This window comes from Pseudomonas sp. B21-041 (genome assembly GCF_024748675.1).
GTDB classification, from domain to species: domain Bacteria; phylum Pseudomonadota; class Gammaproteobacteria; order Pseudomonadales; family Pseudomonadaceae; genus Aquipseudomonas; species Aquipseudomonas neuropathica.
On the sequence record NZ_CP087175.1, the window covers coordinates 3,946,559 to 3,972,597 of the forward strand.

General features: G+C 58.9%; 21 protein-coding genes. 18 read left to right on the forward strand and 3 right to left on the reverse strand.

The features are described 5' to 3' along the window. Positions 1–486: 486 nt before the first annotated feature. Both clpA and clpS read right to left on the reverse strand, forming a co-directional pair. Positions 487–2,757, reverse strand: a complete 2,271-nt coding sequence (gene clpA, locus LOY43_RS17410; protein ID WP_016987404.1) for an ATP-dependent Clp protease ATP-binding subunit ClpA — start codon at positions 2,755–2,757, stop codon at positions 487–489. A 30-nt stretch (positions 2,758–2,787) separates the two neighbouring features. Next, complete coding sequence (gene clpS, locus LOY43_RS17415) at positions 2,788–3,171, reverse strand: ATP-dependent Clp protease adapter ClpS (RefSeq protein WP_011334948.1); 384 nt, start codon at positions 3,169–3,171, stop codon at positions 2,788–2,790. A 224-nt stretch (positions 3,172–3,395) separates the two neighbouring features. Between clpS and LOY43_RS17420 the strand changes: the two genes are divergently transcribed. Continuing rightward, positions 3,396–3,701, forward strand: coding sequence for a cold shock domain-containing protein (locus LOY43_RS17420; protein WP_095124702.1), 306 nt, complete (start codon positions 3,396–3,398; stop codon positions 3,699–3,701). Between the two features lie 86 nt (positions 3,702–3,787). Here the strand turns inward: LOY43_RS17420 and icd are convergent, their stop codons facing one another. After that, positions 3,788–5,044 carry an NADP-dependent isocitrate dehydrogenase gene (icd, locus tag LOY43_RS17425; RefSeq protein WP_007920207.1) on the reverse strand — a complete coding sequence of 419 codons (1,257 nt, stop codon included), beginning with the start codon at positions 5,042–5,044 and terminating at the stop codon, positions 3,788–3,790. A 481-nt stretch (positions 5,045–5,525) separates the two neighbouring features. Here icd and LOY43_RS17430 point away from each other — a divergent pair, with 481 nt between their 5' ends. The 17 genes from LOY43_RS17430 (at position 5,526) to nuoI (ending at position 26,032) form a co-directional block, all read left to right on the forward strand. Beyond that, positions 5,526–7,751 carry an NADP-dependent isocitrate dehydrogenase gene (locus tag LOY43_RS17430; RefSeq protein WP_095124498.1) on the forward strand — a complete coding sequence of 742 codons (2,226 nt, stop codon included), beginning with the start codon at positions 5,526–5,528 and terminating at the stop codon, positions 7,749–7,751. Positions 7,752–7,954: 203 nt separating this feature from the next. Continuing rightward, positions 7,955–8,401 (forward strand): NUDIX hydrolase, encoded by a 447-nt coding sequence (locus LOY43_RS17435; protein WP_258708466.1) that lies wholly within the window; start codon positions 7,955–7,957, stop codon positions 8,399–8,401. 59 nt (positions 8,402–8,460) lie between these two features. Further along, positions 8,461–9,585 (forward strand): tRNA 2-thiouridine(34) synthase MnmA, encoded by a 1,125-nt coding sequence (gene mnmA / locus LOY43_RS17440; protein WP_258708467.1) that lies wholly within the window; start codon positions 8,461–8,463, stop codon positions 9,583–9,585. After that, positions 9,582–10,205, forward strand: a complete 624-nt coding sequence (gene hflD / locus LOY43_RS17445) for a high frequency lysogenization protein HflD (protein WP_095048074.1) — start codon at positions 9,582–9,584, stop codon at positions 10,203–10,205. Before mnmA ends, hflD begins: the two co-directional genes overlap by 4 nt. Before the next feature lie 127 nt (positions 10,206–10,332). After that, positions 10,333–11,703 (forward strand): adenylosuccinate lyase, encoded by a 1,371-nt coding sequence (purB, locus tag LOY43_RS17450; protein WP_258708468.1) that lies wholly within the window; start codon positions 10,333–10,335, stop codon positions 11,701–11,703. Positions 11,704–11,789: 86 nt separating this feature from the next. Further along, entirely contained in the window at positions 11,790–12,959 is a 1,170-nt protein-coding gene (locus LOY43_RS17455; protein ID WP_095124496.1) for a cupin domain-containing protein, read from the forward strand. Next, positions 12,952–13,377 carry a GNAT family N-acetyltransferase gene (locus LOY43_RS17460; protein WP_034155132.1) on the forward strand — a complete coding sequence of 142 codons (426 nt, stop codon included), beginning with the start codon at positions 12,952–12,954 and terminating at the stop codon, positions 13,375–13,377. Before LOY43_RS17455 ends, LOY43_RS17460 begins: the two co-directional genes overlap by 8 nt. 232 nt (positions 13,378–13,609) lie before the next feature. Then, complete coding sequence (locus LOY43_RS17465) at positions 13,610–14,371, forward strand: secretin N-terminal domain-containing protein (protein WP_095048076.1); 762 nt, start codon at positions 13,610–13,612, stop codon at positions 14,369–14,371. 473 nt (positions 14,372–14,844) lie between these two features. Further along, positions 14,845–16,170 (forward strand): isocitrate lyase, encoded by a 1,326-nt coding sequence (gene aceA, locus LOY43_RS17470; protein ID WP_007920195.1) that lies wholly within the window; start codon positions 14,845–14,847, stop codon positions 16,168–16,170. A gap of 638 nt (positions 16,171–16,808) precedes the next feature. Continuing rightward, on the forward strand, positions 16,809–17,222 hold the full coding sequence (locus LOY43_RS17475) for an NADH-quinone oxidoreductase subunit A (protein ID WP_003223812.1): 414 nt from the start codon (positions 16,809–16,811) through the stop codon (positions 17,220–17,222). A 10-nt stretch (positions 17,223–17,232) separates the two neighbouring features. Beyond that, positions 17,233–17,907, forward strand: coding sequence for an NADH-quinone oxidoreductase subunit B family protein (locus LOY43_RS17480; RefSeq protein ID WP_003223809.1), 675 nt, complete (start codon positions 17,233–17,235; stop codon positions 17,905–17,907). Between the two features lie 73 nt (positions 17,908–17,980). Beyond that, positions 17,981–19,765, forward strand: coding sequence for an NADH-quinone oxidoreductase subunit C/D (gene nuoC / locus LOY43_RS17485; RefSeq protein ID WP_093434270.1), 1,785 nt, complete (start codon positions 17,981–17,983; stop codon positions 19,763–19,765). 2 nt (positions 19,766–19,767) lie between these two features. Then, positions 19,768–20,265, forward strand: coding sequence for an NADH-quinone oxidoreductase subunit NuoE (nuoE, locus tag LOY43_RS17490; RefSeq protein ID WP_007920186.1), 498 nt, complete (start codon positions 19,768–19,770; stop codon positions 20,263–20,265). Beyond that, positions 20,262–21,617, forward strand: coding sequence for an NADH-quinone oxidoreductase subunit NuoF (nuoF, locus tag LOY43_RS17495; protein WP_007920184.1), 1,356 nt, complete (start codon positions 20,262–20,264; stop codon positions 21,615–21,617). Before nuoE ends, nuoF begins: the two co-directional genes overlap by 4 nt. A 136-nt stretch (positions 21,618–21,753) precedes the next feature. Beyond that, the gene (gene nuoG / locus LOY43_RS17500) at positions 21,754–24,468 is read left to right on the forward strand and encodes an NADH-quinone oxidoreductase subunit NuoG (RefSeq protein WP_258708469.1); all 2,715 of its coding nucleotides are present in this window, start codon (positions 21,754–21,756) and stop codon (positions 24,466–24,468) included. Beyond that, complete coding sequence (gene nuoH / locus LOY43_RS17505) at positions 24,465–25,472, forward strand: NADH-quinone oxidoreductase subunit NuoH (RefSeq protein ID WP_007920179.1); 1,008 nt, start codon at positions 24,465–24,467, stop codon at positions 25,470–25,472. Before nuoG ends, nuoH begins: the two co-directional genes overlap by 4 nt. Positions 25,473–25,483: 11 nt before the next feature. Next, on the forward strand, positions 25,484–26,032 hold the full coding sequence (gene nuoI / locus LOY43_RS17510) for an NADH-quinone oxidoreductase subunit NuoI (protein WP_007920177.1): 549 nt from the start codon (positions 25,484–25,486) through the stop codon (positions 26,030–26,032). Positions 26,033–26,039 lie beyond the last annotated feature (7 nt).

Sequence of the window (26,039 nt, forward strand, 5' to 3'; positions counted from 1 at the left end):
GAACTCAGACTTTGAAATGCTCACAAATCGGCTCCCTCTCCCTCCGTGAGAGGGCTGGGGTGAGGGGCAGCAACAACCCAAATCAAAAGCCGAACACCCGCGCTCTTGACCACTCAATAGGCCGAGTGTCAGCTCGCCTGCTCTTGATATTGATCTGTAAGGCGACGTCGGAAGGCTGAGTGGAGGGATTGATCCGGGTGTGGGAGCGCAGCGACCGTTTGGCGAAGCCAAACACAGCGAGAGGAGGTGCAGCGAAGTAAACCGTAGGCGCTGCGCCCGGATCGATCCCGCAGCGAAGGAACCCCGAGCCCCGGCGAGCGGGCCGCACGTAGGAGCAAGCCTTTTTGGTTACTTTTTCGGCGTCTGGAAAAAGTGACCCGCCGTAAGGGCGGAACCCTAATCAGCCATCACCGCAGCAACGGATATTCACCCAAAAACCCCAGACAACAAAAAGGCGCCCGAAGGCGCCCTCTTGATCCAAGGCCGTCAGGCCATTTCTGCAGTGGTCTCGAAGTCAAACGTCAACTCACCATCCTTGATGTCGATGTGCACCACACCGCCATGCTCGGCCAGCTCGCCAAACAGAATCTCCTCCGCCAACGGACGCTTGATCTTGTCCTGGATCAGACGTGCCATCGGACGCGCACCCATCGCCGAGTCATAACCACCCGCCGCCAGCCAACTACGCGCAGCATCAGTGACCTCAAGCAACACACGCTTGTCTTCCAACTGCGCCTGAAGCTCGGTGAGGAACTTGTCCACCACACTTTTGATGACCTCATGGCTGAGGCGACCAAACTGGATAATGGTGTCCAGACGGTTACGGAACTCCGGCGTAAAGCTCTTCTTGATCACTTCCATCGCATCAGACGAGTGGTCCTGATGGGTGAAACCGATCGAAGCACGCGCCGCCGTTTCGGCACCGGCGTTGGTGGTCATGATCACAATCACGTTGCGGAAGTCCGCCTTGCGCCCGTTGTTGTCGGTCAGCGTACCGTGGTCCATCACCTGCAACAGCAGGTTGAAGACTTCCGGATGTGCCTTCTCGATCTCATCGAGGAGCAATACGCAATGCGGTTGCTTGGTGATCGCTTCGGTCAACAGACCGCCTTGATCAAAGCCGACATAGCCCGGAGGTGCACCGATCAGACGCGATACGGTGTGACGCTCCATGTACTCGGACATATCGAAGCGAACCAGCTCGATCCCCAACGCCTTGGCCAATTGCCGCGCAGCCTCGGTTTTACCAACACCGGTCGGGCCTGCGAACAGGAACGAACCGACGGGCTTGTCAGGCGACTTCAGGCCGGCACGCGACAGTTTAATCGCAGTCGACAGCGAATCGATCGCCGCGTCCTGACCAAACACCGTCAGCTTCAGGTCACGCTCCAGGTTACGCAGCAGCTCCTTGTCGGAACTGGTGACGTGCTTCGGCGGAATCCGCGCGATTTTCGCGACGATGTCTTCAACCTGCGGCACCTCGATGCGCTTCACACGTTTTTCGACCGGTTGCAGGCGCTGATAGGCGCCCGCCTCGTCGATCACGTCGATGGCCTTGTCCGGCATATGCCGGTCATTGATGTAGCGCGACGCGAGTTCTGCCGCAGCACGCAATGACTCATCGCTGTATTCGATGTTGTGGTGCTGCTCGAAACGCCCTTTCAGGCCGCGCAGGATACCGATGGTGTCTTCCACCGATGGCTCGACGACATCGACCTTCTGGAAGCGACGCGCCAAGGCACGATCCTTCTCGAAGATGCCGCGGAATTCCTGGAACGTGGTCGAACCGATGCAACGGATGTCGCCAGACGACAGCAACGGTTTGAGCAGGTTCGAGGCGTCCATCACGCCACCAGACGCAGCGCCGGCACCGATGATGGTGTGGATCTCATCGATAAACAGGATCGCCTGCGGACGTTTTTTCAGTTCATTGAGCAGCGCCTTGAAGCGCTTCTCGAAATCACCGCGATACTTGGTGCCCGCGAGCAGAGCACCGAGGTCGAGCGAGTAAACAACGCTGTTGGCCAACAGATCCGGCACCTGGTTGTCGACAATACGCTTGGCCAGACCTTCGGCAATCGCGGTTTTACCCACGCCCGCCTCGCCCACCAGCAGCGGATTGTTTTTGCGCCGACGCGCGAGAATCTGCGCGACACGCTCGACTTCCGACTCACGGCCGACCAGCGGGTCGATGCGACCCTGACGCGCGAGTTCGTTGAGGTTGCTGGCATAAGCATCCAGAGGATTGCCTGAAGAAGAAGACTCACCGCCCTCGTCGTCCTGCATATCTTGTTCACCTTCAGAGTGATCGCCATGCCCCGGCACTTTGGAAATGCCGTGTGCGATGTAATTGACGACATCGATGCGCGCAACGCTCTGCTGTTTCAGCAGGAACACTGCCTGACTCTCTTGCTCACTGAAGATGGCAACCAGCACGTTGGCGCCGGTTACTTCGCGTTTGCCCGAGCTCTGTACGTGGAAAACAGCACGTTGCAGTACACGCTGGAAGCCCAGGGTTGGCTGGGTTTCGCGATCTTCGTCATGAACGGGGATCAATGGCGTGGTGGAGTCGATGAACTCCTGCAGGTCATGCTTGAGTTTGTCGAGGTTTGCGCCGCAGGCACGCAAAACGGTGGCGGCAGCCTCATTGTCCAATAGGGCCAGCAAAAGGTGTTCGACGGTCATGAATTCATGACGTTTCGAACGAGCCTCCTTGAAGGCTAGATTGAGGGTGACTTCGAGCTCGCGGTTTAACATAGCTTCACCTCATACCCAAGTGGTCGGCGATTAACCGTCCTTCTCGATTTCACAGAGTAGCGGATGCTGGCTTTCCCTGGCGTACTGGTTGACCTGCATGGCCTTTGTCTCGGCGATGTCGCGGGTAAACACTCCACATACTGCCCGTCCTTCTGTGTGAACGGCCAGCATGACCTTGGTCGCCAGCTCGCGATTCAGGTTAAAAAACACCTCGAGCACTTCGACGACGAAATCCATCGGTGTGTAGTCATCATTAAACAAAACCACCTTGTACATCGGCGGCGCCTGTAACGCAGGCTTTGCTTCCTGAACAGCAACGCCTGCCGAATCGTCGTCGTGCTCCTGTGGAAGATCCTTTTGGAGAAGCGGGCGATCCTGATTGAATGTTAGTCGAATCTGGCTGATTGCATGCATGGAAAGAAAGGTTCGTCAGTTGTGCAAATACAGTGGTGGGGGCGGTTGTCCACGTTTTCAACTCCGACTGCCCGGTCACCTTGACTATCGGGAAAACGGTGTTACAACCAATAGAGCCCACAGTGGGTAAAAAAGATCCGCGGAGTCAATCCTTTTAACGGATTAGATTGCGGATGAATTGGATGATACTCCAGCGATGGAGTCTGTTGCAGAGGGATTTGAGCATGGCTGTCGGCAAGGTGAAATGGTTCAACAATGCCAAGGGATTCGGCTTTATCAATACCGACGCCCGCGAAGGCCGCGATGAAGACGGAAAAGAGATTGATTTCTTTGCGCACTACTCCGCTATTGAGATGGAGGGGTATAAAACGCTAAAGGCCGGACAACTGGTGAGTTTTGAGATTGTTCAAGGCCCCAAGGGGCTGCATGCCCTAAAAATCACAAACGTCATCATTGAACCATCCAGCCCCGCTGAGAGTGCTGCTTTTGGCGCTGCCGCTGCTGCTGCCGCCGCAACTGCCAAAGCGTGAGCTGACTGATCTTCACCTGAATATCCCAAGCAATAAAAAACCGCCTGACTCAATGAAGAGTCAGGTGGTTTTTATGTGCCCGCGTTTTACATATGCGAAATCAGCGCATCGCCGAAACCCGAAGACGAAACCAATTTGGCTCCGTCCATCAGACGCTCAAAGTCATAGGTCACAGTCTTGGCCGAAATAGCACCGTTGGTGCCCTTGATGATCAGATCCGCCGCTTCGGTCCAGCCCATGTGGCGCAGCATCATCTCTGCAGAGAGAATCAGCGAACCCGGGTTGACCTGATCCTTGCCGGCATACTTCGGCGCAGTACCGTGGGTCGCTTCGAACATCGCCACGGTGTCGGACAGGTTGGCGCCCGGTGCAATACCGATACCGCCCACTTCCGCCGCCAGGGCGTCGGAGAGGTAGTCGCCGTTGAGGTTGAGGGTCGCGATCACATCGTATTCGGCCGGGCGCAGCAGGATCTGCTGGAGCATGGCGTCGGCGATGGCATCTTTGACCACAACGTTCTTGCCGGTTTTCGGGTTTTTGAACTGCATCCACGGTCCGCCGTCGAGCAGGGTCGCGCCGAATTCTTCAGCGGCCACTTCGTAGGCCCACTCTTTGAAGGCACCTTCGGTGAACTTCATGATGTTGCCTTTGTGCACGATGGTCAGCGAATCGCGGTCGTTATCGACCACATATTGCAGGGCCTTGCGCGCCAGACGCTTGGTGCCTTCCAGCGAAACCGGCTTGACGCCGATGCCGCAGTTTTCGTCGAAACGGATCTTGGTGACGCCCATTTCTTCTTTAAGGAATTTGATGACCTTGGTGGCTTCCGGCGAACCGGCCTTCCACTCAATGCCCGCATAGATGTCTTCGGAGTTCTCGCGAAAAATGGTCATGTCGACGTCGCCGGGCTTTTTCACCGGGCTTGGTACGCCTTCGAACCAGCGCACCGGGCGCAGGCAGACGTACAGGTCGAGTTGCTGACGCAGGGCCACGTTCAGCGAGCGGATGCCGCCACCGACCGGGGTGGTCAGCGGGCCTTTGATGGAAACCACGTAATCCTTGACGGCATCGAGAGTTTCCTGAGGCAACCAGGTGTCCTGATCGTAAACCTGAGTGGCTTTTTCCCCGGCGTAGACTTCCATCCAGGAAATCTTGCGTTTACCGCCGTATGCCTTTTGAACTGCAGCATCGACAACCTTGATCATCACCGGGCTGATGTCGACACCAATGCCGTCACCTTCGATGAAGGGGATGATCGGGTTATCAGGAACATTGAGAGAATGGTCTGCATTGACGGTGATTTTGTCGCCGACGGCTGGAACCTGAATCTTCTTGTAACCCATGCTGAACTCCATTGTTTGGATTGAACATCTGGCTTGGTTCGAGCGTAACCCAGTTAAATCAACACGCAAACCCTCTGTTCGTGGCGCGGCTACATCTCGTTTCGTACAAGCCTGAAAGCAAAGGGAAAAGCGCCAAACTCAAGCATTCGCGACGACTCTACGCCCCACCCCGCCCTGCGACCTTTAGACCAATGGACGAGAATCGTTGCATATGAACCATCGGCAGATTGCCAGCTACCTATGTATAATGCCGCCCGCTGACCACAGGGTCACGACGGCTGGCCTCTCTAGCACGAGACTTTCCGCCTGATTGGTCGGGTTGTTACCGCAGTCCGACTGCTTGACGCTCTACTGATGCACCCAACATCACCGCGAAGAATCTCGACATTCGGTTCATGGATGACTTTGAACGAACGCGCTTACCCGGCGCCCCTCGAGTTTCTGCGCACGCTTTAGCAAAGAAGAGAGAGTTAATCCGAATATGCCCACCCGCTCGAAGATCATCTATACCTTCACCGACGAAGCTCCAGCCCTCGCCACCTATTCCCTGCTGCCGATCATCGAGGCTTACACCGCCTCGGCCGATATCGCCGTGGAAACCCGCGATATCTCTCTTGCAGCACGTATTCTGGCCAGCTTCCCCGAGCAACTGGGCGACAAAGCCGTAGCCGACCACCTCGCCGAACTGGGCGACCTGGCCGTTACGCCTGAAGCCAACATCATCAAGCTGCCGAACATCAGCGCTTCGGTGCCACAGCTGCAAGCCGCGATCAAAGAGCTGCAAGCTCAGGGTTACAACCTCCCGGACTACCCGGAAACCGTGACCAGCGACGCCGACAAAGATGCCAAGGCACGTTACGACAAGGTCAAGGGCAGCGCCGTGAACCCGGTACTGCGTGAAGGCAACTCCGACCGTCGCGCACCGCTGTCGGTGAAGAACTACGCGCGCAAGCACCCGCACAAAATGGGCGCCTGGGCCAAAGACTCCAAATCCCACGTCGCTCACATGAGCACCGGCGATTTCTACGGCAGCGAAAAAGCTGCCCTGATCGACGCCGCTGACGCCGTGAAGATCGAGCTGATCGCCAAAGACGGTACCGCTACCGTTCTGAAAGAAAAAACCACCGTTCAGGCCGGCGAGATCCTCGACTGCGCCGTAATGAGCAAAAACGCCCTGCGCGCGTTCATCGCTGCTGAAATCGAAAGCGCCAAGGCCCAAGGCGTGCTGCTTTCGGTTCACTTGAAAGCAACCATGATGAAGGTCTCCGACCCGATCATGTTCGGCCAGATCGTTGCCGAGTTCTATAAAGACGCCCTGACCAAGCACGCTGACGTGCTGGCCGAGATCGGCTTCAACCTGAACAACGGCATCGGCGATCTGTACGCGCGCATCAAGGCCCTGCCGGCCGAGCAGCAAGCTCAGATCGAAGCTGACATGGCCGCGGTCTACGCTGCTCGTCCATCGCTGGCGATGGTCAACTCCGACAAAGGCATCACCAACCTGCACGTGCCGAGCGACGTTATCGTCGACGCCTCGATGCCAGCGATGATCCGTGACTCCGGCAAGATGTGGGGCACCGACGGTCAGCTGCACGACACCAAGGCGGTGATCCCGGATCGTTGCTACGCGACCATCTACCAGGCTGTGATCGAAGATTGCAAAGCCAATGGCGCTTTCGACCCAACCACCATGGGCAGCGTGCCAAACGTTGGCCTGATGGCGAAGAAAGCCGAAGAGTACGGCTCGCACGACAAGACTTTCCAGATCAAGGCTGACGGCGTGGTTCGCGTCACCGACAGCAAGGGCAACCTGCTGATGGAACAGGCTGTTGAAGCCGGCGACATCTTCCGCATGTGCCAGACCAAAGACGCGCCGATCCAGGACTGGGTCAAACTGGCCGTCAACCGCGCTCGCGCGAGCAGCACTCCAGCGATCTTCTGGCTGGACCCGATGCGCGCTCACGATGGCGTAGTGATCGAGAAAGTTCAGGCTTACCTGAAAGATCACGACACCACCGGTCTGGACATCCAGATCATGGCGCCGGTCGACGCCATGAAGTACACCCTGCAGCGCACCCGCGAAGGCAAGGACACCATTTCGGTGACCGGCAACGTACTGCGCGACTACCTGACCGACCTGTTCCCGATCATGGAACTGGGCACCAGCGCCAAGATGCTGTCGATCGTGCCGCTGATGAACGGCGGTGGCCTGTTCGAAACCGGCGCCGGCGGTTCGGCACCGAAGCACGTGCAGCAACTGGTTGAAGAGAACTTCCTGCGCTGGGATTCGCTGGGCGAGTTCCTCGCTCTGGCAGCCTCCCTTGAGCACCTGGGCGTGAACTACAACAACCCGAAAGCCCTGGTGCTGTCGAAAACCCTGGATCAGGCCACCGGCCAGTTCCTCGACAACAACAAGTCGCCATCGCGCAAAGTCGGCAACATCGACAACCGCGGCAGCCACTTCTATCTGGCGATGTACTGGGCTCAGGCCCTGGCTGCCCAGACTGAAGACGCTGCACTGCAAGCGCAGTTCGCGACTCTGGCCAAGACTCTGACCGAGAACGAAGCAACCATCGTTGCCGAGCTCAACGCCGTTCAGGGCAAGCCAGTCGACATCGGCGGTTACTACCACGCCAATGCCGAGCTGATCAGCAAGGCCATGCGCCCAAGCGCAACCCTCAACGCGGCGATTGCTGCGCTGGTTTAAGGTTGTAGCGCTGTAAACGAACCCCGGCCCTGTGCCGGGGTTTGTGTTTCCGGGCTTTATGACCACCACAAAACCCTGTGGGAGCTGGCTTGCCAGCGATAGCGGTGGATCAGTCACCTTCAATGCTGAATGATAGGCCGCCATCGCTGGCAAGCCAGCTCCCACAGGGATCGGGTTCCAATATTCAGAAACGAGGACACCGTATGGAATGGCTCCCCCACATCACCGTCGCCACCATCGTCGAGGACAACGGCCGCTTCCTGATGGTCGAGGAACACAAGGCCGGGCGTAACGTGCTCAACCAGCCCGCCGGCCATCTCGACCCGGACGAAACCCTGATCGACGCCGCCGTGCGCGAAACCCTCGAAGAAACCGGCTGGGACGTCGAACCTACCGGCGTGATCGGCATTTACCTGTACACCGCACCGAGCAATGGTGTGACCTACCAGCGCGTGTGCTTCAGCGCCAAAGCCGTGCAACACCACCCCGATTACCAACTCGACGACGGCATCGTCGGCGCCAAGTGGCTGACCCGCGACGAATTAATCGCCCAGCACGATAACTGGCGCAGCGAGCTGATCATCCGTTGCATCGACGATTATCTGGCCGGCCATCACTTCAGCCTCGAACTGATCCGCCCTTCTCTTTAGCCTTGAGGCCGCGAGCCTGCTAGAATCGCGTCCTTTTTCAAGACACTCATTGAATCCCTATGCGTGATCCAGCCCCTTCTGACACATCCAAGAAGCGCGTCATTGTCGGCATGTCCGGCGGCGTGGACTCTTCCGTTTCCGCTCTCCTGCTGATCGAGCAGGGTTACGAGGTGGAAGGCCTGTTCATGAAGAACTGGGAAGAAGACGACGGAACGGAATACTGCACCGCCATGGACGACCTGGCGGATGCTCAGGCTGTCTGCGACAAGATCGGCATCAAGCTGCACACCGCCAACTTCGCTGCTGAATACTGGGACAACGTGTTCGAGCACTTCCTGGCCGAATACAAGGCCGGCCGTACGCCGAACCCGGACATCCTGTGTAACCGCGAGATCAAGTTCAAGGCGTTCCTCGACTACGCCATGATGCTCGGCGCCGACCTGATTGCCACCGGCCACTACGTGCGCCGCCGCGACATTGATGGTCGTACCGAACTGCTCAAAGGCCTCGATCCGAACAAGGATCAGAGCTATTTCCTGCACGCCGTTGGCGGCGAACAGATTGCCAAGACCCTGTTCCCGGTCGGCGAACTGGAAAAGCCGGAAGTGCGCGCCATTGCCGAGAAATACGAGCTGGCCACCGCCAAGAAGAAGGATTCCACCGGGATCTGCTTCATCGGCGAGCGTCGCTTCAGCGATTTCCTCAAGCAATACCTGCCAGCGCAACCGGGCGAGATTAAGACCACCGAAGGCGAAGTCATCGGCCGTCATCACGGCTTGATGTACCACACCATCGGTCAGCGCCAAGGCCTTGGCATTGGTGGTTTGAAAGACGCCGGCGATGAGCCGTGGTACGTGCTGCGCAAGGATCTCGACACCAACGAACTGATCGTCGGCCAGGGCAACAACCATCCGTGGCTGTTTTCCAGCGCCCTGCTCGCTTCGGAAATCTATTGGGTCAACCCGATCGACCTGAGCCAGCCGCTGCGCCTGACCGCGAAAGTGCGTTATCGCCAGAGCGACCAGACCTGCACCCTGGAAAAAACCGCCAGTGGCTACCGCGCCATGTTCGACGAGCCGCAACGCGCGGTGACGCCGGGTCAATCGGTGGTGTTCTACGACGGTGAAATCTGCCTCGGCGGCGGCGTGATCGAAGTGGCCGAGCCGTGGAGCGGCCAGGCATGAGCCCGACTCAGGAGCAACTGACGGCGCTCGGCGGCGTGTTTCTCGCCGCCGTGCTGGTCGACCGGATCGCCAAGACCGGCCAGACCAACGAAGCCGGCCTGAGCTGCATGCTCGGCAGCCTGCTCGTGCGCGACCCGAAGGACACGCTGGACGTGTACGGCGGCGACGACATCAATTTGCGCGAAGGTTACCGTGCACTGATCGGCGCCCTCGAGCGCGACCCAAGCACATTGCAGCGCGAGCCACTGCGTTATGCCCTGTCGATGCTCGGCCTGGAACGTCAACTGGCCAAGCGCAACGACATGCTCGACATCATCGGCAAGCGCTTGCCGCAGATCCAGTCGCAGGTCGAGCATTTCGGCCCGGCCCACGAAAACGTGGTCGCGGCTTGCGGCGCGCTGTACCAGGACACCCTGAGCACCTTGCGCCAACGCATTCAGGTGCATGGCGACATGCGCAATCTGCAGCAGCCGAGCAATGCCTCGAAAATTCGCGCTCTGTTGCTTGCCGGCATTCGTTCGGCGCGCCTGTGGCGGCAGCTCGGCGGCCATCGCTGGCAGTTGGTGATCAGCCGGCGCAAGCTGCTCAAAGAGCTGTATCCGTTGATGCGCAGCGAGTAAATCGCCCTGCAATAAAAGCTTTGTAGTCTGTAACGCGTAATACGCCGGTCAGTTGGCAACGGACCGGCGGATTTTTTCATGTATGATACGCGCCCCATTTCGTTGCCCGACTGTCCGAGAACACCCCATGCAGCTTTCTTCGCTCACTGCGGTTTCCCCTGTTGACGGCCGCTACGCCGGCAAAACCCAGGCCCTGCGCCCGATTTTCAGCGAGTACGGCCTGATCCGTGCCCGAGTTCTGGTTGAAGTACGCTGGCTCCAGCGCCTGGCCGCCCACGCTGGCATTCCTGAAGTACCAGCCTTCTCCGCCGAGGCCAACGCCGTTCTCAATGAACTGGCTGAAAACTTCTCGCTGGAGCACGCCGAGCGCGTCAAAGAGATCGAGCGCACCACCAACCACGACGTCAAAGCGATCGAATACCTGCTCAAAGAGCAGGCGGCCAAGCTGCCGGAGCTGGCCAAGGTCAGCGAGTTCATCCACTTTGCCTGCACCAGCGAAGACATCAACAACCTGTCCCACGCCCTGATGCTGCGCGAAGGCCGTGACGACGTGATGCTGCCGCTGATGCGCCAGACCGCCAACGCCATCCGCGAACTGGCCATCCGTTTCGCTGACGTGCCGATGCTGTCGCGCACCCACGGTCAACCAGCCTCGCCAACCACTCTTGGTAAAGAGCTGGCGAACGTGGTTTACCGTCTCGAGCGTCAGATCGCTCAAGTCGCTGCCGTGCCGCTGCTGGGCAAGATCAACGGCGCTGTCGGCAACTACAACGCCCACCTGTCGGCCTACCCGCAGATCGACTGGGAAGCCAACGCCCGCGCCTTCATCGAAGACGAGCTGGGCCTGGGCTTCAACCCGTACACCACGCAGATCGAACCGCACGACTACATCGCCGAGCTGTTCGACGCAATTGCGCGCTTCAATACCATCCTGATCGACTTCGACCGTGACATCTGGGGCTACATCTCCCTGGGTTATTTCAAGCAGCGCACCATCGCTGGCGAAATCGGTTCGTCGACCATGCCGCACAAGGTCAACCCGATCGACTTCGAAAACTCCGAAGGCAACCTGGGCATCGCCAACGCACTGTTCCAGCACCTGGCGAGCAAACTGCCGATTTCCCGCTGGCAGCGCGACCTGACAGACTCCACCGTACTGCGTAATCTCGGTGTCGGCTTCGCCCACAGCGTGATCGCCTACGAAGCCAGCCTCAAAGGCATCAGCAAACTGGAGCTCAACGAGCAGAAGATTGCCGCTGACCTCGACGCTTGCTGGGAAGTATTGGCTGAGCCGATCCAGACCGTGATGCGCCGCTACAACATCGAAAACCCGTACGAGAAGCTGAAAGAACTGACCCGCGGCAAGGGCATCAGCCCTGAAGCGTTGCAGACTTTCATCGACGGCCTGGACATGCCAGCGCAAGCGAAAGCCGAGCTCAAGCAAATGACTCCGGCCAACTACATCGGCAACGCTGTAGCGCAAGCCAAACGCATCTGATCGACCGCTTGATCCGTTTGAGACGCCCGGCCGCGCCGGGCGTTTTTATTCCCGTCTGAAAAGTGCTTTTTTTCAATAGGTTACATATGAATTCCGATATTCCTCTTCAACTTCTGGGCGGCCTCACAGCACGCGAATTCCTGCGCGACTACTGGCAGAAAAAGCCACTGTTGATCCGTCAGGCGATTCCTGACTTCGAAAGCCCGATCGACGCCGACGAACTGGCCGGCCTGGCCCTGGAAGAAGAAGTCGAATCGCGCCTGGTGATCGAGCATGGCGAGCGCCCATGGGAACTGCGTCGCGGCCCGTTCGCTGAAGACGAATTCAGCAAGCTGCCGGAAAAAGAGTGGACCCTGCTGGTTCAAGCGGTCGACCAATTCGTCCCGGAAGTCAGCGAACTGCTGGAAAACTTCCGTTTCCTGCCGAGCTGGCGGGTCGATGACGTGATGATCAGCTTCGCCGCCCCGGGTGGCAGCGTTGGTCCGCACTTCGACAACTACGACGTATTCCTGCTGCAAGGCCACGGCAAGCGCAACTGGAAAATCGGCCAGATGTGCGATTCAGAGAGCCCGCTGCTGCAACACGCGGACCTGCGCATCCTCGCTGAATTCCACGAGACCGAAGAATGGGTACTGGAACCGGGCGACATGCTCTACCTGCCACCGCGCCTGGCTCACTGTGGCGTCGCGGTCGATAACTGCATGACCTACTCGGTCGGTTTCCGCGCACCAAGCGCTTCCGAAGTGCTGACTCACTTCACCGACTTCCTCAGCCAGTTCCTGACTGACGAAGAGCGCTACACCGATGCCGATGCGCAGCCGGCCAGCGATCCACACCAGATTCAACACGATGCACTGGATCGCCTGAAAGCCCTACTCGCCGAGCACATGAGCGACGAACGCCTGCTGCTGACCTGGTTCGGCCAGTACATGACCGAGCCACGCTATCCGGAACTGGTGGCCGGCCCGGAAGAAATCGAAGAAGAAGACTTCCTCGCCGCCCTACAGGATGGCGCCATTCTGATCCGCAACCCGAGTGCGCGCCTGGCCTGGTCGGAAGTCGATGACGACCTGCTGCTGTTCGCCAGCGGCCAGAGCCGTTACCTGCCGGGCAAGCTACGCGAACTGTTGAAGCTGATCTGCGCCGCTGACGCCCTGCACACTGACAACCTCGGTGAGTGGCTGAACGACGAAGACGCTTGCGGCCTGCTGTGCCAGTTGGTCAAGCAAGGGAGCCTGGGGTTCGCTGATGAATAAAATTCGCGTTCGTGTCGCAGACTGGCAGAAGGACATCGCCGAGATCCGGCGCATTCGTGAAACGGTGTTCATCGCCGAACAATCGGTGCCACCTGAGCTGGAATGGGACGCGGATGACGCGACCGCCGTGCATTTTCTGGCGTTTGAAGGCGACTTTCCGATTGGTACTGCGCGCCTGTTGCCTGATGGGCACATTGGCCGGGTTTCAGTGCTGAAAGACTGGCGCGGCATGAAAGTCGGTGATGCGCTGATGCAAGCGGTGATTGCTGAAGCTGAAGAACGTGGATTGAAGCAGCAAATGCTCAGCGCGCAGGTTCAGGCCACCGCGTTCTATGAGCGCTTAGGCTTCAGCTTGGTCAGCGAGGAATTCCTCGAAGCCGGGATTCCGCATGTCGACATGGTTCGGCATTCGGCCTGAGCTCTGCCTGATCATTCCCACGCTCTGCGTGGGAATGCCTCTCGGGACGCTCCGCGTCCCTTGCGGCATGTGACGCAGAGCGTCACTGGCTGCATTCCCACGCAGAGCGTGGGAACGATTACGCCCCGACATCAACCGATGCCGGGGCGTTTTGCTGTCTACGATTCAACTTGCCCCACCCAAGGCCGACAAACTGGCAATATCAAGCCTTTCGAAAGCGGAGATAACGGACATGTCCCTACGCACCCTGCTCACCACCCTGCTGCTCGGTTGCAGTTTTTCGGTGATGGCAGCCACAGAAATCGTGCCTCTCAATTACCGCACCAGCACTGACATGCTGCCGATGGCGCAAGACTTCCTCGGCAAGGACGGTCAGGTCAGCGCCTATGGCAACCAACTGATCATCAAGGCCGAGCCGGACAAGATTCAGGAACTCAAGGCGCTGATCACCCAACTCGACACGGCGCCCAAGCGCTTGCTGATCACCGTCGACACCAACGAAAACAATGGCCGTGGGGACGAAGGCTATTCAGTCAACGGCTCTCAACCAAACCAGACCCGCATCATCAGCCGCAGCACCGCCAGCCGTGAGGGCGGCGTCCAGCAAGTTCAGGCCACCGATGGCATGCCGGCGCTGATTCAGGTTGGCCAGAGCGTTCCGATCACCAATGTTCAGAGCGATTCCTACGGCGGTTACAACAGCCAGACGCAATACCGCAACGTCACCCAGGGTTTCTATGTCACCGCCAGCGTCACTGGCGACATCGTTCACCTGGCGATCAGTACCAACCGTGACCGCATGAGCCAGGAACGTCCCGATGTAGTGAACGTGCAAAGCACCGACACAACTGTCAGCGGGCGCCTCGGCGAGTGGATCACCCTCGCCGGCGTCAATCGCCAGACCCAGGCCGACAAACAGGGCCTGACCCGCAGCTACTCGACTCAAGGCCGGGATGACATGACCTTGCGAGTGAAAGTCGACGCCCTGGACTAAAGCACCGAAAACTGACTGATTAGTCGTATTAGACGAAAGATGTAGTGCTTAAAAAAAAGCACTACAAAACGTTTGACGGGGTAAAAAAGCGAAGGCATGATGGCCTCGCTCCCGCTAATCAGAGGCCCTGGCAAGGGCCTTCGAAGCGATGTTCGCACCTACCCCGCGAACCGCTTCGTGTCTGTACCGCCCACAAGGTGTGTTTGACGAGGTTGCCGACTGGAACGAAGTTGTCCCGAGGGACGGAAGCGTAATTAGGTAACCCGGCTTCACACTGTAGACCGTATAAAGGCCCACGACGCCCGAATGCGCCCGCAGTCCGCCACTACCTGCTCACTTCCCCTCGAGCCTATCGTTCATCCCGTCGCCTACCCCGCCGAATCCGACTTGACCACCTAAGCTTCTGGTCAGCGAGCGCAGGAATTTTCCACCGCAGAACAACTTTTCATAAAGACGCGACGAGGTTTATCTCCATGGCACTGACACGCGAACAGCAAATTGCAGCCCTCGAAAAAGACTGGGCTGAAAACCCGCGCTGGAAAGGCGTGACTCGCACTTACTCCGCTGCTGACGTCGTCCGTCTGCGTGGCTCGGTTCAACCTGAGCACACCTTTGCAAAAATGGGCGCCGACAAGCTGTGGAACCTGGTCACCCAGGGTGCCAAGCCTTCCTTCCGTCCTGAGAAAGATTTCGTCAACTGCATGGGCGCTTTGACTGGCGGCCAGGCTGTTCAACAGGTCAAAGCCGGTATCCAGGCGATCTACCTGTCGGGCTGGCAAGTGGCTGCGGACAACAACTCCGCAGAATCCATGTACCCGGACCAGTCGCTGTACCCGGTGGATTCGGTTCCAACCGTGGTCAAGCGCATCAACAACTCGTTCCGTCGTGCTGACCAGATCCAGTGGAAAGCCGGCAAGAACCCGGGCGACGACGGCTACATCGACTACTTCGCGCCGATCGTGGCTGACGCTGAAGCCGGTTTCGGCGGCGTACTGAACGCCTATGAGCTGATGAAGAGCATGATCGAAGCAGGCGCCGCTGGCGTTCACTTCGAAGACCAACTGGCTTCCGTGAAGAAGTGCGGTCACATGGGCGGCAAAGTACTGGTTCCGACTCAGGAAGCCGTACAGAAGCTGACCGCTGCACGTCTGGCTGCCGACGTTGCCGGTACTCCGACCATCATCCTGGCCCGTACCGACGCTAACGCTGCTGACCTGCTGACTTCCGACTGCGACCCGTACGACCAGCCGTTCGTAACTGGCGAGCGCACTCAGGAAGGCTTCTACAAGGTTCGCGCCGGCCTCGATCAAGCCATCGCCCGTGGCCTGGCTTATGCGCCGTACGCCGACCTGATCTGGTGCGAAACTGCCAAGCCGGATCTGGACGAGGCTCGTCGTTTCGCTGAAGCGATCAAAAAGGAATACCCGGACCAACTGCTGTCGTACAACTGCTCGCCGTCCTTCAACTGGAAGAAAAACCTGGACGACGCGACCATCGCCAAGTTCCAGCGCGAACTGTCCGCCATGGGTTACAAGCACCAGTTCATCACCCTGGCCGGCATTCACAACATGTGGCACAGCATGTTCAACCTGGCGCACGACTACGCCCGCAACGACATGACTGCCTACGTGAAGCTGCAGGAGCAGGAATTCGCTGACGCCGCCAAGGGTTACACCTTCGTGGCTCACCAGCAGGAAGTGGGCACCGGCTACTTCGACGACATGACCACTGTGATTCAAGGTGGCTCGTCCTCGGTAACCGCACTGACCGGTTCGACTGAAGAAGAACAGTTCCACTGATTCTGCTTCGCTGAGCAAACGGCCTTTGCGGATCGCATAGAAAGCTAACCGCAGAGCCGCAAAACTGACGCCCCGACTGGTTCGGGGCGTTTTTTTTGCCCCGATTTAATGAACACCACAAATCCCTGTAGGAGTGAGCCTGCTCGCGATAGCGGTGTGTCAGCTTGCGCATACGGTGACTGACCCACCGCCATCGCGAGCAGGCTCACTCCTACAGGGATCGGTGTCGTTCGGAGAAAACATTGATCCAGAGCGGTACAACCGTCAGAAAAATCCGCTAAAACGGGCGCCGTCGCTAATTGCAGTAACGTGCAAGTAAGACAACTTCCCGACTGACATCCCGTTAAACAGTTACAAAACACCCTCAAACGATATTAATTATCATTTAGCCACAACTATGTTCGTTACATTCCCTACAAAACATTATTTGCATAAACCCGCCTAATGCCCGCAACGCATGGGCTGCAGGGCATTGGAGATGCGCTATGTCCTTATTCCAATAAATAATTTCGCTATAGGAATTTTACTTGCAGGGTGTTTAGCCATAAAATCAGCGCGATTGATTGCTGCGACATATCGTCACTGCCTATTTCTTTATCAAGCTCAGAGACCTTTGCTCTCTGTTAAGGATTACCAGCATGCCCGAAGCGACAGGACTCATGGCCCACAATTGGGGCTTTGCCATTTTCCTTCTGGGTGTCGTCGGCCTGTGTGCCTTCATGCTTGGCGTCTCCAGCCTCCTCGGGTCAAAAGCCTGGGGTCGCAGCAAAAACGAACCGTTCGAGTCGGGCATGCTACCTACCGGTGGCGCCCGCTTGCGGCTCTCAGCCAAATTCTATCTGGTCGCGATGCTCTTCGTGATCTTCGATATCGAAGCCCTCTTTCTCTTTGCATGGTCTGTGTCCGTCCGCGAAAGCGGCTGGACCGGATTCGTCGAAGCTCTCGTTTTCATAGCAATTCTGTTGGCAGGTCTTGTCTACCTGTTCCGAGTGGGCGCCCTTGACTGGGCTCCGGAAGCTCGTCGCAAGCGGCAGGCGAAGCTGAAACAATGAGGCTTTGGCAATGCAATACAATCTCACCAGGATCGACCCCGATGCTCCTAACGAGCAATATCCGATTGGCGAACGGGAAACCGTTTCCGATCCGTTAGAAGATCAAGTCCACAAAAACATTTTCATGGGCAAGCTGGAAGACGTGCTGAGTGGCGCGGTCAACTGGGGACGTAAAAACTCCCTGTGGCCGTACAACTTCGGCCTGTCGTGCTGCTACGTGGAAATGACCACCGCCTTCACGGCGCCCCACGACATCGCGCGCTTTGGCGCCGAAGTTATCCGGGCATCGCCGCGTCAGGCCGACTTCATGGTTATCGCCGGCACCTGCTTCATCAAGATGGCGCCGATCATCCAGCGTCTCTACGAGCAAATGCTCGAGCCGAAGTGGGTTATCTCCATGGGTTCGTGCGCTAACTCCGGTGGCATGTACGACATCTACTCTGTGGTTCAAGGGGTGGACAAGTTCCTGCCCGTGGACGTCTACGTACCTGGCTGCCCGCCCCGTCCGGAAGCATTTCTGCAAGGCTTGATGCTGCTGCAGGAATCGATTGGACAGGAGCGTCGTCCGCTTTCCTGGGTCGTTGGTGATCAAGGCGTGTATCGCGCCGACATGCCTTCGCAGAAGGAACAGCGCCGCGAACAGCGAATCGCAGTCACCAACCTGCGCAGCCCTGACGAAGTCTGATCCAGATCTGTTCTGAAATAGAAACGAGAAGCTGGCTTCATTCTTTACGTTGACCGAAAGCGAAAAAATAACCATGACTACAGGCAGCGCTCTGTACATCCCGCCTTATAAGGCAGACGACCAGGATGTGGTCGTCGAATTGAACAACCGTTTTGGCCCGGAGGCGTTCACCGCCCAGCCGACCCGCACCGGCATGCCGGTGCTGTGGGTGGCGCGTGCCAGACTCGTCGAAGTCCTGACTTTCCTGCGCAACCTGCCCAAGCCGTACGTCATGCTCTATGACCTGCACGGCGTGGACGAGCGTCTGCGCACCAAGCGTCAAGGGCTGCCGAGCGACGCCGAGTTCACCGTGTTCTATCACCTCATGTCGCTGGAGCGTAATAGTGACGTGATGATCAAGGTCGCCTTGTCCGAGAGCGACCTCAGCTTGCCGACCGTCACCAGCATCTGGCCGAACGCCAACTGGTACGAGCGTGAAGTCTGGGACATGTTCGGTATCGACTTCAAAGGTCACCCGCACCTGTCGCGCATCATGATGCCGCCGACCTGGGAAGGTCACCCGCTGCGCAAGGACTTCCCGGCGCGCGCCACCGAATTCGATCCGTACAGCCTCAACCTCGCCAAGCAACAGCTTGAGGAAGAAGCCGCACGTTTCCGTCCGGAAGACTGGGGCATGAAGCGTTCCGGTCCGAACGAGGACTACATGTTCCTCAACCTCGGCCCGAACCACCCTTCTGCGCACGGTGCGTTCCGCATCATTCTGCAACTGGACGGTGAAGAGATCGTCGACTGCGTGCCGGACATTGGCTACCACCACCGTGGCGCCGAGAAGATGGCCGAGCGTCAGTCGTGGCACAGTTTCATCCCGTACACCGACCGTATTGACTACCTCGGCGGCGTGATGAACAACCTGCCGTACGTGCTCTCGGTCGAGAAGCTGGCCGGCATCAAGGTGCCTGAGAAGGTCGACGTCATCCGCATCATGATGGCCGAGTTCTTCCGGATCACCAGCCACCTGCTGTTCCTCGGGACTTACATCCAGGACGTCGGCGCCATGACTCCGGTGTTCTTCACCTTCACCGACCGCCAGAAGGCGTACACGGTGATCGAAGCCATTACCGGTTTCCGTCTGCACCCGGCCTGGTACCGCATCGGTGGCGTCGCGCACGACCTGCCACGCGGCTGGGAAAAACTGGTGAAGGACTTCGTTGAATGGCTGCCAAAACGCCTCGACGAATACACCAAGGCTGCCCTGCAGAACAGCATCCTCAAGGGCCGTACCATCGGCGTCGCCCAGTACAACACCAAAGAAGCCCTGGAATGGGGCGTCACCGGTGCTGGCCTGCGTTCGACCGGGTGCGACTTCGACCTGCGTAAAGCGCGTCCGTACTCCGGCTACGAGAACTTCGAGTTCGAAGTACCGCTGGCTGCCAACGGCGATGCCTACGACCGCTGCATGGTTCGCGTCGAAGAGATGCGCCAGAGCATCAAGATCATCGACCAGTGCATGCGCAACATGCCGGAAGGCCCGTACAAGGCGGATCACCCGCTGACCACGCCGCCGCCGAAAGAGCGCACGCTGCAGCACATCGAAACCCTGATCACGCACTTCCTGCAAGTTTCGTGGGGCCCGGTGATGCCGGCCAACGAATCCTTCCAGATGATCGAAGCGACCAAGGGCATCAACAGCTATTACCTGACGAGCGACGGCGGCACCATGAGCTACCGTACCCGGATCCGCACTCCAAGCTTCCCGCATCTGCAACAGATCCCTTCGGTGATCAAAGGCAGCATGGTCGCGGACATGATTGCGTACCTGGGTAGTATCGATTTCGTTATGGCCGACGTGGACCGCTAAGCATGAACAGCACGCTTATCCAGACAGACCGTTTCACCCTCAGTGAAACCGAGCGCTCGGCCATCGAGCACGAGCTGCATCACTACGAAGACCCGCGCGCGGCGTCGATCGAAGCCCTGAAGATCGTTCAGAAAGAACGCGGCTGGGTGCCGGATGGCGCCCTGTACGCGATCGGCGAGATCCTCGGCATCCCGGCCAGCGACGTTGAAGGTGTGGCGACGTTCTATAGCCAGATTTTCCGTCAGCCGGTTGGCCGTCACATCATTCGCGTCTGCGACAGCATGGTCTGCTACATCGGTGGCCACGAGTCGGTGGTCAGCGAAATCCAGAACAATCTGGGCATCGGTTTGGGTCAGACCACCACCGACGGTCGTTTCACCCTGCTGCCTGTCTGCTGCCTCGGCAACTGCGACAAGGCACCGGCGCTGATGATCGACGACGACACCTTTGGTGATGTGCAGCCTGCTGGCGTCGCCAAACTGCTCGAGGGCTACGTATGACCCTGACATCTTTCGGTCCTGCCAACCGCATTCAGCGTTCGGCTGAGACTCACCCGCTGACCTGGCGCCTGCGCGATGACGGCGAAGCCGTGTGGCTCGACGAATACCAGGCCAAGAACGGTTACGCCGCTGCGCGCAAAGCCTTCGCCGACATGGATCAGGACGCCATCGTCCAGACCGTGAAAGACGCCGGCCTCAAAGGTCGCGGCGGTGCAGGCTTCCCCACGGGCGTGAAGTGGGGCCTGATGCCCAAAGACGAATCCATCAACATCCGCTACCTGCTGTGCAACGCGGATGAAATGGAGCCGAACACCTGGAAAGACCGCATGCTGATGGAGCAACTGCCCCATCTGCTGATCGAAGGCATGCTGATCAGTGCTCGCGCGCTGAAAACCTACCGCGGCTACATCTTCCTGCGCGGCGAATACACCACCGCCGCCAAGCACCTCAACCGTGCCGTAGAAGAAGCCAAGGCAGCGGGCCTGCTGGGTAAAAACATTCTCGGCAGCGGTTTTGATTTCGAGCTGTTCGTCCACACCGGCGCCGGGCGTTACATCTGCGGTGAAGAAACCGCACTGATCAACTCCCTCGAAGGCCGCCGCGCCAACCCGCGCTCCAAGCCGCCCTTCCCTGCCGCCGTCGGCGTGTGGGGCAAGCCGACCTGCGTGAACAACGTGGAAACCCTGTGCAACGTGCCGGCGATCATTGCCGACGGCGTTGACTGGTACAAATCGTTGGCCCGCGAAGGCAGCGAAGACATGGGCACCAAGCTCATGGGCTTCTCCGGCAAAGTGAAAAACCCGGGCCTGTGGGAACTGCCTTTCGGCGTCACCGGTCGCGAGTTGTTCGAAGACTACGCCGGCGGCATGCGCGACGGCTTCAAACTCAAGGCCTGGCAGCCAGGCGGAGCCGGTACCGGTTTCCTCCTGCCAGAACACCTCGACGCACAAATGTACGCCGGCGGCATCGCCAAAGTGGGCACCCGTATGGGTACCGGCCTGGCCATGGCGGTGGACGACAGCGTCAACATGGTCTCCTTGCTGCGCAACATGGAGCAGTTCTTCGCTCGCGAGTCGTGCGGTTTCTGCACCCCGTGCCGCGATGGTTTGCCATGGAGCGTCAAGCTCTTGATGGCCATCGAACAAGGCCGCGGTCAGCCAGGCGATATCGAGACCCTGCTGGGTCTGGTCAACTTCCTCGGCCCTGGCAAGACCTTCTGTGCTCACGCACCGGGTGCCGTGGAACCGTTGGGCAGTGCCATCAAATACTTCCGTCCAGAGTTCGAAGCCGGTATCGCGCCAGTCAGCGCCGCCGTCCCGCCTCTGGCAAGGCCGATCGTAATCGGCGCGTAAACGCTTAAAAAGGCGAAGGGTCCGTGCCCTTCGCCTTTCGTCCGATGACGCCTTTCGGGGCTGACTGGATTCGGACGGATAACAAGATTCCATTAGCCACGCCCGCTGACACCGGGCCAACGAAGACCTTTGAACCATGGCCACTATCCACGTAGACGGCAAAGCGCTCGAAGTCGACGGGGCAGACAACCTGTTACAGGCATGTCTGTCGCTGGGCCTCGACATCCCTTATTTCTGCTGGCACCCCGCGCTTGGTAGCGTCGGGGCCTGTCGCCAGTGCGCGGTCAAGCAGTACACCGACGAGAACGACACCCGTGGTCGCATCGTCATGTCCTGCATGACCCCGGCCACCGACAACACCTGGATCTCCATCGACGATGAAGAATCCAAGGCGTTCCGCGCCAGTGTTGTTGAATGGCTGATGACCAACCACCCGCACGACTGCCCTGTGTGCGAAGAAGGCGGTCACTGCCACCTGCAAGACATGACCGTGATGACCGGCCACAACGAGCGCCGGTATCGCTTCACCAAACGCACCCACCAGAACCAGCAACTGGGCCCGTTCATTTCTCACGAAATGAACCGCTGCATCGCTTGCTACCGCTGCGTGCGTTTCTACAAGGATTACGCCGGCGGCACCGACCTCGGTGTGTTCGGCGCCCACGACAACGTGTACTTCGGTCGCGTTGAAGACGGCACCCTCGAAAGCGAGTTCTCCGGCAACCTCACCGAGGTCTGCCCGACCGGTGTGTTCACCGACAAGACTCACTCCGAGCGCTACAACCGTAAATGGGACATGCAGTTCTCGCCGAGCATCTGCCATGGCTGCTCCAGCGGTTGCAACATTTCCCCGGGTGAGCGTTACGGCGAGCTGCGTCGCATCGAAAACCGTTTCAACGGTTCGGTGAACCAGTACTTCCTGTGCGATCGTGGCCGTTTCGGTTATGGCTACGTCAACCGCACCGACCGTCCACGTCAGCCGCTGCTGGCCGACGGCACCAAGCTTGGACTGGATGCTGCGCTGGACAAGGCTGCCGATCTGCTGCGCGGTCGCAACATCGTCGGTATCGGTTCGCCGCGTGCCAGCCTGGAAAGCAACTACGCTTTGCGTGAACTGGTTGGCGCCGAGCACTTCTATTCGGGTATCGAAGCCTCCGAGCTGGAACGCATCCGTCTGGTCCTGCAAGTGCTGAAAGACAGCCCGCTGCCAGTGCCGAACATGCGCGACATCGAAGATCACGATGCGATTTTCGTACTCGGTGAAGACCTGACCCAGACCGCCGCCCGTATGGCGCTGTCGCTGCGTCAATCGGTCAAAGGCAAAGCTGAAGACATGGCCGAAGCCATGCGCGTTCAGCCTTGGCTCGACGCGGCGGTGAAGAACATCGGTCAGCACGCGCTGAACCCGCTGTTCATCGCCAGCCTGGCGGAAACCAAGCTCGACGACATCGCTGAAGAATGCGTACACGCCGCTCCAGACGATCTGGCGCGCATCGGTTTCGCCGTGGCTCACGCTCTGGACGCCAGCGCCCCTGCCGTTGAAGGTCTGGACGCTGAAGCACTGGAACTGGCCAAGCGCATCGCCGACGCCCTGCTCGCGGCAAAACGTCCGCTGATCATCGCTGGTACTTCGCTGGGCTCCAAAGCCTTGATCGAAGCCGCCGCCAACATCGCTAAGGCGCTGAAGCTGCGCGAGAAGAACGGTTCGATCAGCCTGATCGTGCCGGAAGCCAACAGCCTTGGTCTGGCCATGCTCGGTGGCGAATCGGTCGACGCGGCGCTGCAAGCCGTCATCGACGGTAAGGCTGACGCGATCGTTGTGCTGGAAAACGATCTGTACACCCGCACCGCCAAAGACAAAGTCGATGCCGCACTGAATGCTGCGCAAGTGGTGATCGTTGCTGACCATCAGAAGACGGCTACCAGCGACCGCGCGCACCTGGTTCTGCCAGCAGCAAGCTTCGCTGAAGGCGACGGTACTTTGGTCAGCCAGGAAGGTCGCGCCCAGCGCTTCTTCCAGGTTTTCGACCCGCAATACATGGACGCGAGCATCCTGGTTCACGAAGGCTGGCGCTGGCTGCACGCCCTGCGCGCGACCCTGTTGAACCAGCCGATCGACTGGACGCAACTCGACCACGTGACTGCTGCCGTTGCTTCGAGCACCGAGCAACTGGCGCGTATCGTCGACGCAGCACCGTCCGCCGCGTTCCGCATCAAGGGTCTGAAACTGGCGCGTGAGCCGCTGCGTTACTCCGGTCGCACCGCGATGCGCGCCGACATCAGCGTTCATGAACCGCGCACCCCGCAAGACAAAGACACCGCGTTTGCCTTCTCCATGGAAGGTTACTCGGGCTCTGCCGAACCGCGTCAGCAGGTGCCGTTCGCATGGTCGCCGGGCTGGAACTCGCCACAAGCGTGGAACAAGTTCCAGGACGAAGTCGGTGGTCACATTCGCGCTGGCGACCCGGGCACCCGCCTGATCGAAAGCACCGGTGATTCGCTGAACTGGTTCGCTGCAGCGCCACGCGCGTTCAACCCGGCGCCGGGCACCTGGCAAGCCGTGCCGTTCTTCCACCTGTTCGGCAGCGAAGAAAACTCTTCGAAAGCCGCCCCGGTTCAAGAGCGCATTCCGGCTCCATACGTGGCTCTGGCCAAGTCGGAAGCGGATCGTCTGGGCGTCAACGACGGTGCCCTGCTGAGCCTGAACGTGGCCGGTCAGACCCTGCGTCTGCCGCTGCGCATCAATGAAGAACTGGGCGCCGGTCTGGTGGCATTGCCTGCGGGCATCGCCGGCATTCCACCGGCATTCGCCGGCGTATCCGTCGACGGTCTGCAGGAGGCAGCGCAATGACCTGGTTCACCCCTGAAGTGATCGATGTGATCCTCTCGGTCGTCAAAGCCATCGTGATTCTGCTGGCCGTTGTGGTTGCAGGCGCGTTGCTCAGCTTTGTCGAACGTCGCCTGCTGGGCTGGTGGCAGGACCGTTACGGTCCGAACCGTGTTGGCCCGTTCGGTATGTTCCAGATCGCCGCCGACATGCTGAAGATGTTCTTCAAGGAAGACTGGACCCCGCCGTTTGCCGACAAGGTGATCTTCACCCTGGCACCGGTGGTGGCCATGTCCGCCCTGCTGATCGCCTTTGCGATCATCCCGATCACCCCGACCTGGGGCGTCGCGGATCTGAACATCGGCCTGCTGTTCTTCTTCGCCATGGCCGGTCTGTCGGTCTACGCGGTGCTGTTCGCCGGCTGGTCGAGTAACAACAAGTTCGCCCTGCTCGGCAGCTTGCGTGCGTCGGCGCAGACCGTGTCCTACGAAGTGTTCATGGGCCTGGCCCTGATGGGCATCGTGGTGCAGGTCGGCTCGTTCAACATGCGCGACATCGTCGAGTACCAGGCGCAGAACCTGTGGTTCATCATTCCGCAGTTCTTCGGCTTCTGTACTTTCTTCATCGCTGGCGTCGCCGTGACTCACCGTCACCCGTTCGACCAGCCGGAAGCGGAACAGGAACTGGCCGACGGTTACCACATTGAATACGCCGGTATGAAATGGGGCATGTTCTTCGTCGGTGAATACATCGGCATCATCCTGATCTCGGCGCTGCTGGTCACCCTGTTCTTCGGTGGCTGGCACGGTCCGTTCGGCATCTTGCCGCAACTGGCGTTCGTCTGGTTCGCACTGAAGACCGCGTTCTTCATCATGCTGTTCATCCTGCTGCGCGCTTCCATTCCGCGTCCGCGTTATGACCAGGTGATGGATTTCAGCTGGAAATTCTGCCTGCCACTGACCCTGATCAATTTGCTGGTGACCGCTGCGGTCGTGTTGTGGAACACGCCTGCAGTCGCGGTTCAGTGAGGATTTGACCCATGTTCAAATATATTGGCGACATCGTTAAGGGTACTGGTACCCAGTTGCGCAGCCTGGTCATGGTCTTCGGCCATGGCTTCCGCAAGCGCGACACCCTGCAATACCCGGAAGAAGCGGTCTACCTGCCACCACGCTACCGTGGTCGCATCGTCCTGACCCGCGACCCCGATGGTGAAGAGCGTTGCGTTGCCTGCAACCTGTGCGCCGTGGCTTGCCCGGTGGGTTGCATCTCGCTGCAGAAAGCGGAAACCGAAGACGGTCGCTGGTACCCGGACTTCTTCCGTATCAACTTCTCGCGCTGCATTTTCTGCGGTCTCTGCGAGGAAGCCTGTCCGACCACCGCGATCCAACTGACTCCGGATTTCGAGATGGCCGAGTTCAAACGTCAGGACCTGGTGTACGAGAAAGAAGATCTGTTGATCTCCGGCCCCGGCAAAAACCCTGATTACAACTTCTATCGTGTTGCAGGTATGGCAATCGCTGGCAAGCCGAAAGGCTCCGCGCAGAACGAAGCTGAACCGATCAACGTGAAGAGCTTGCTGCCTTAAGGAAGAA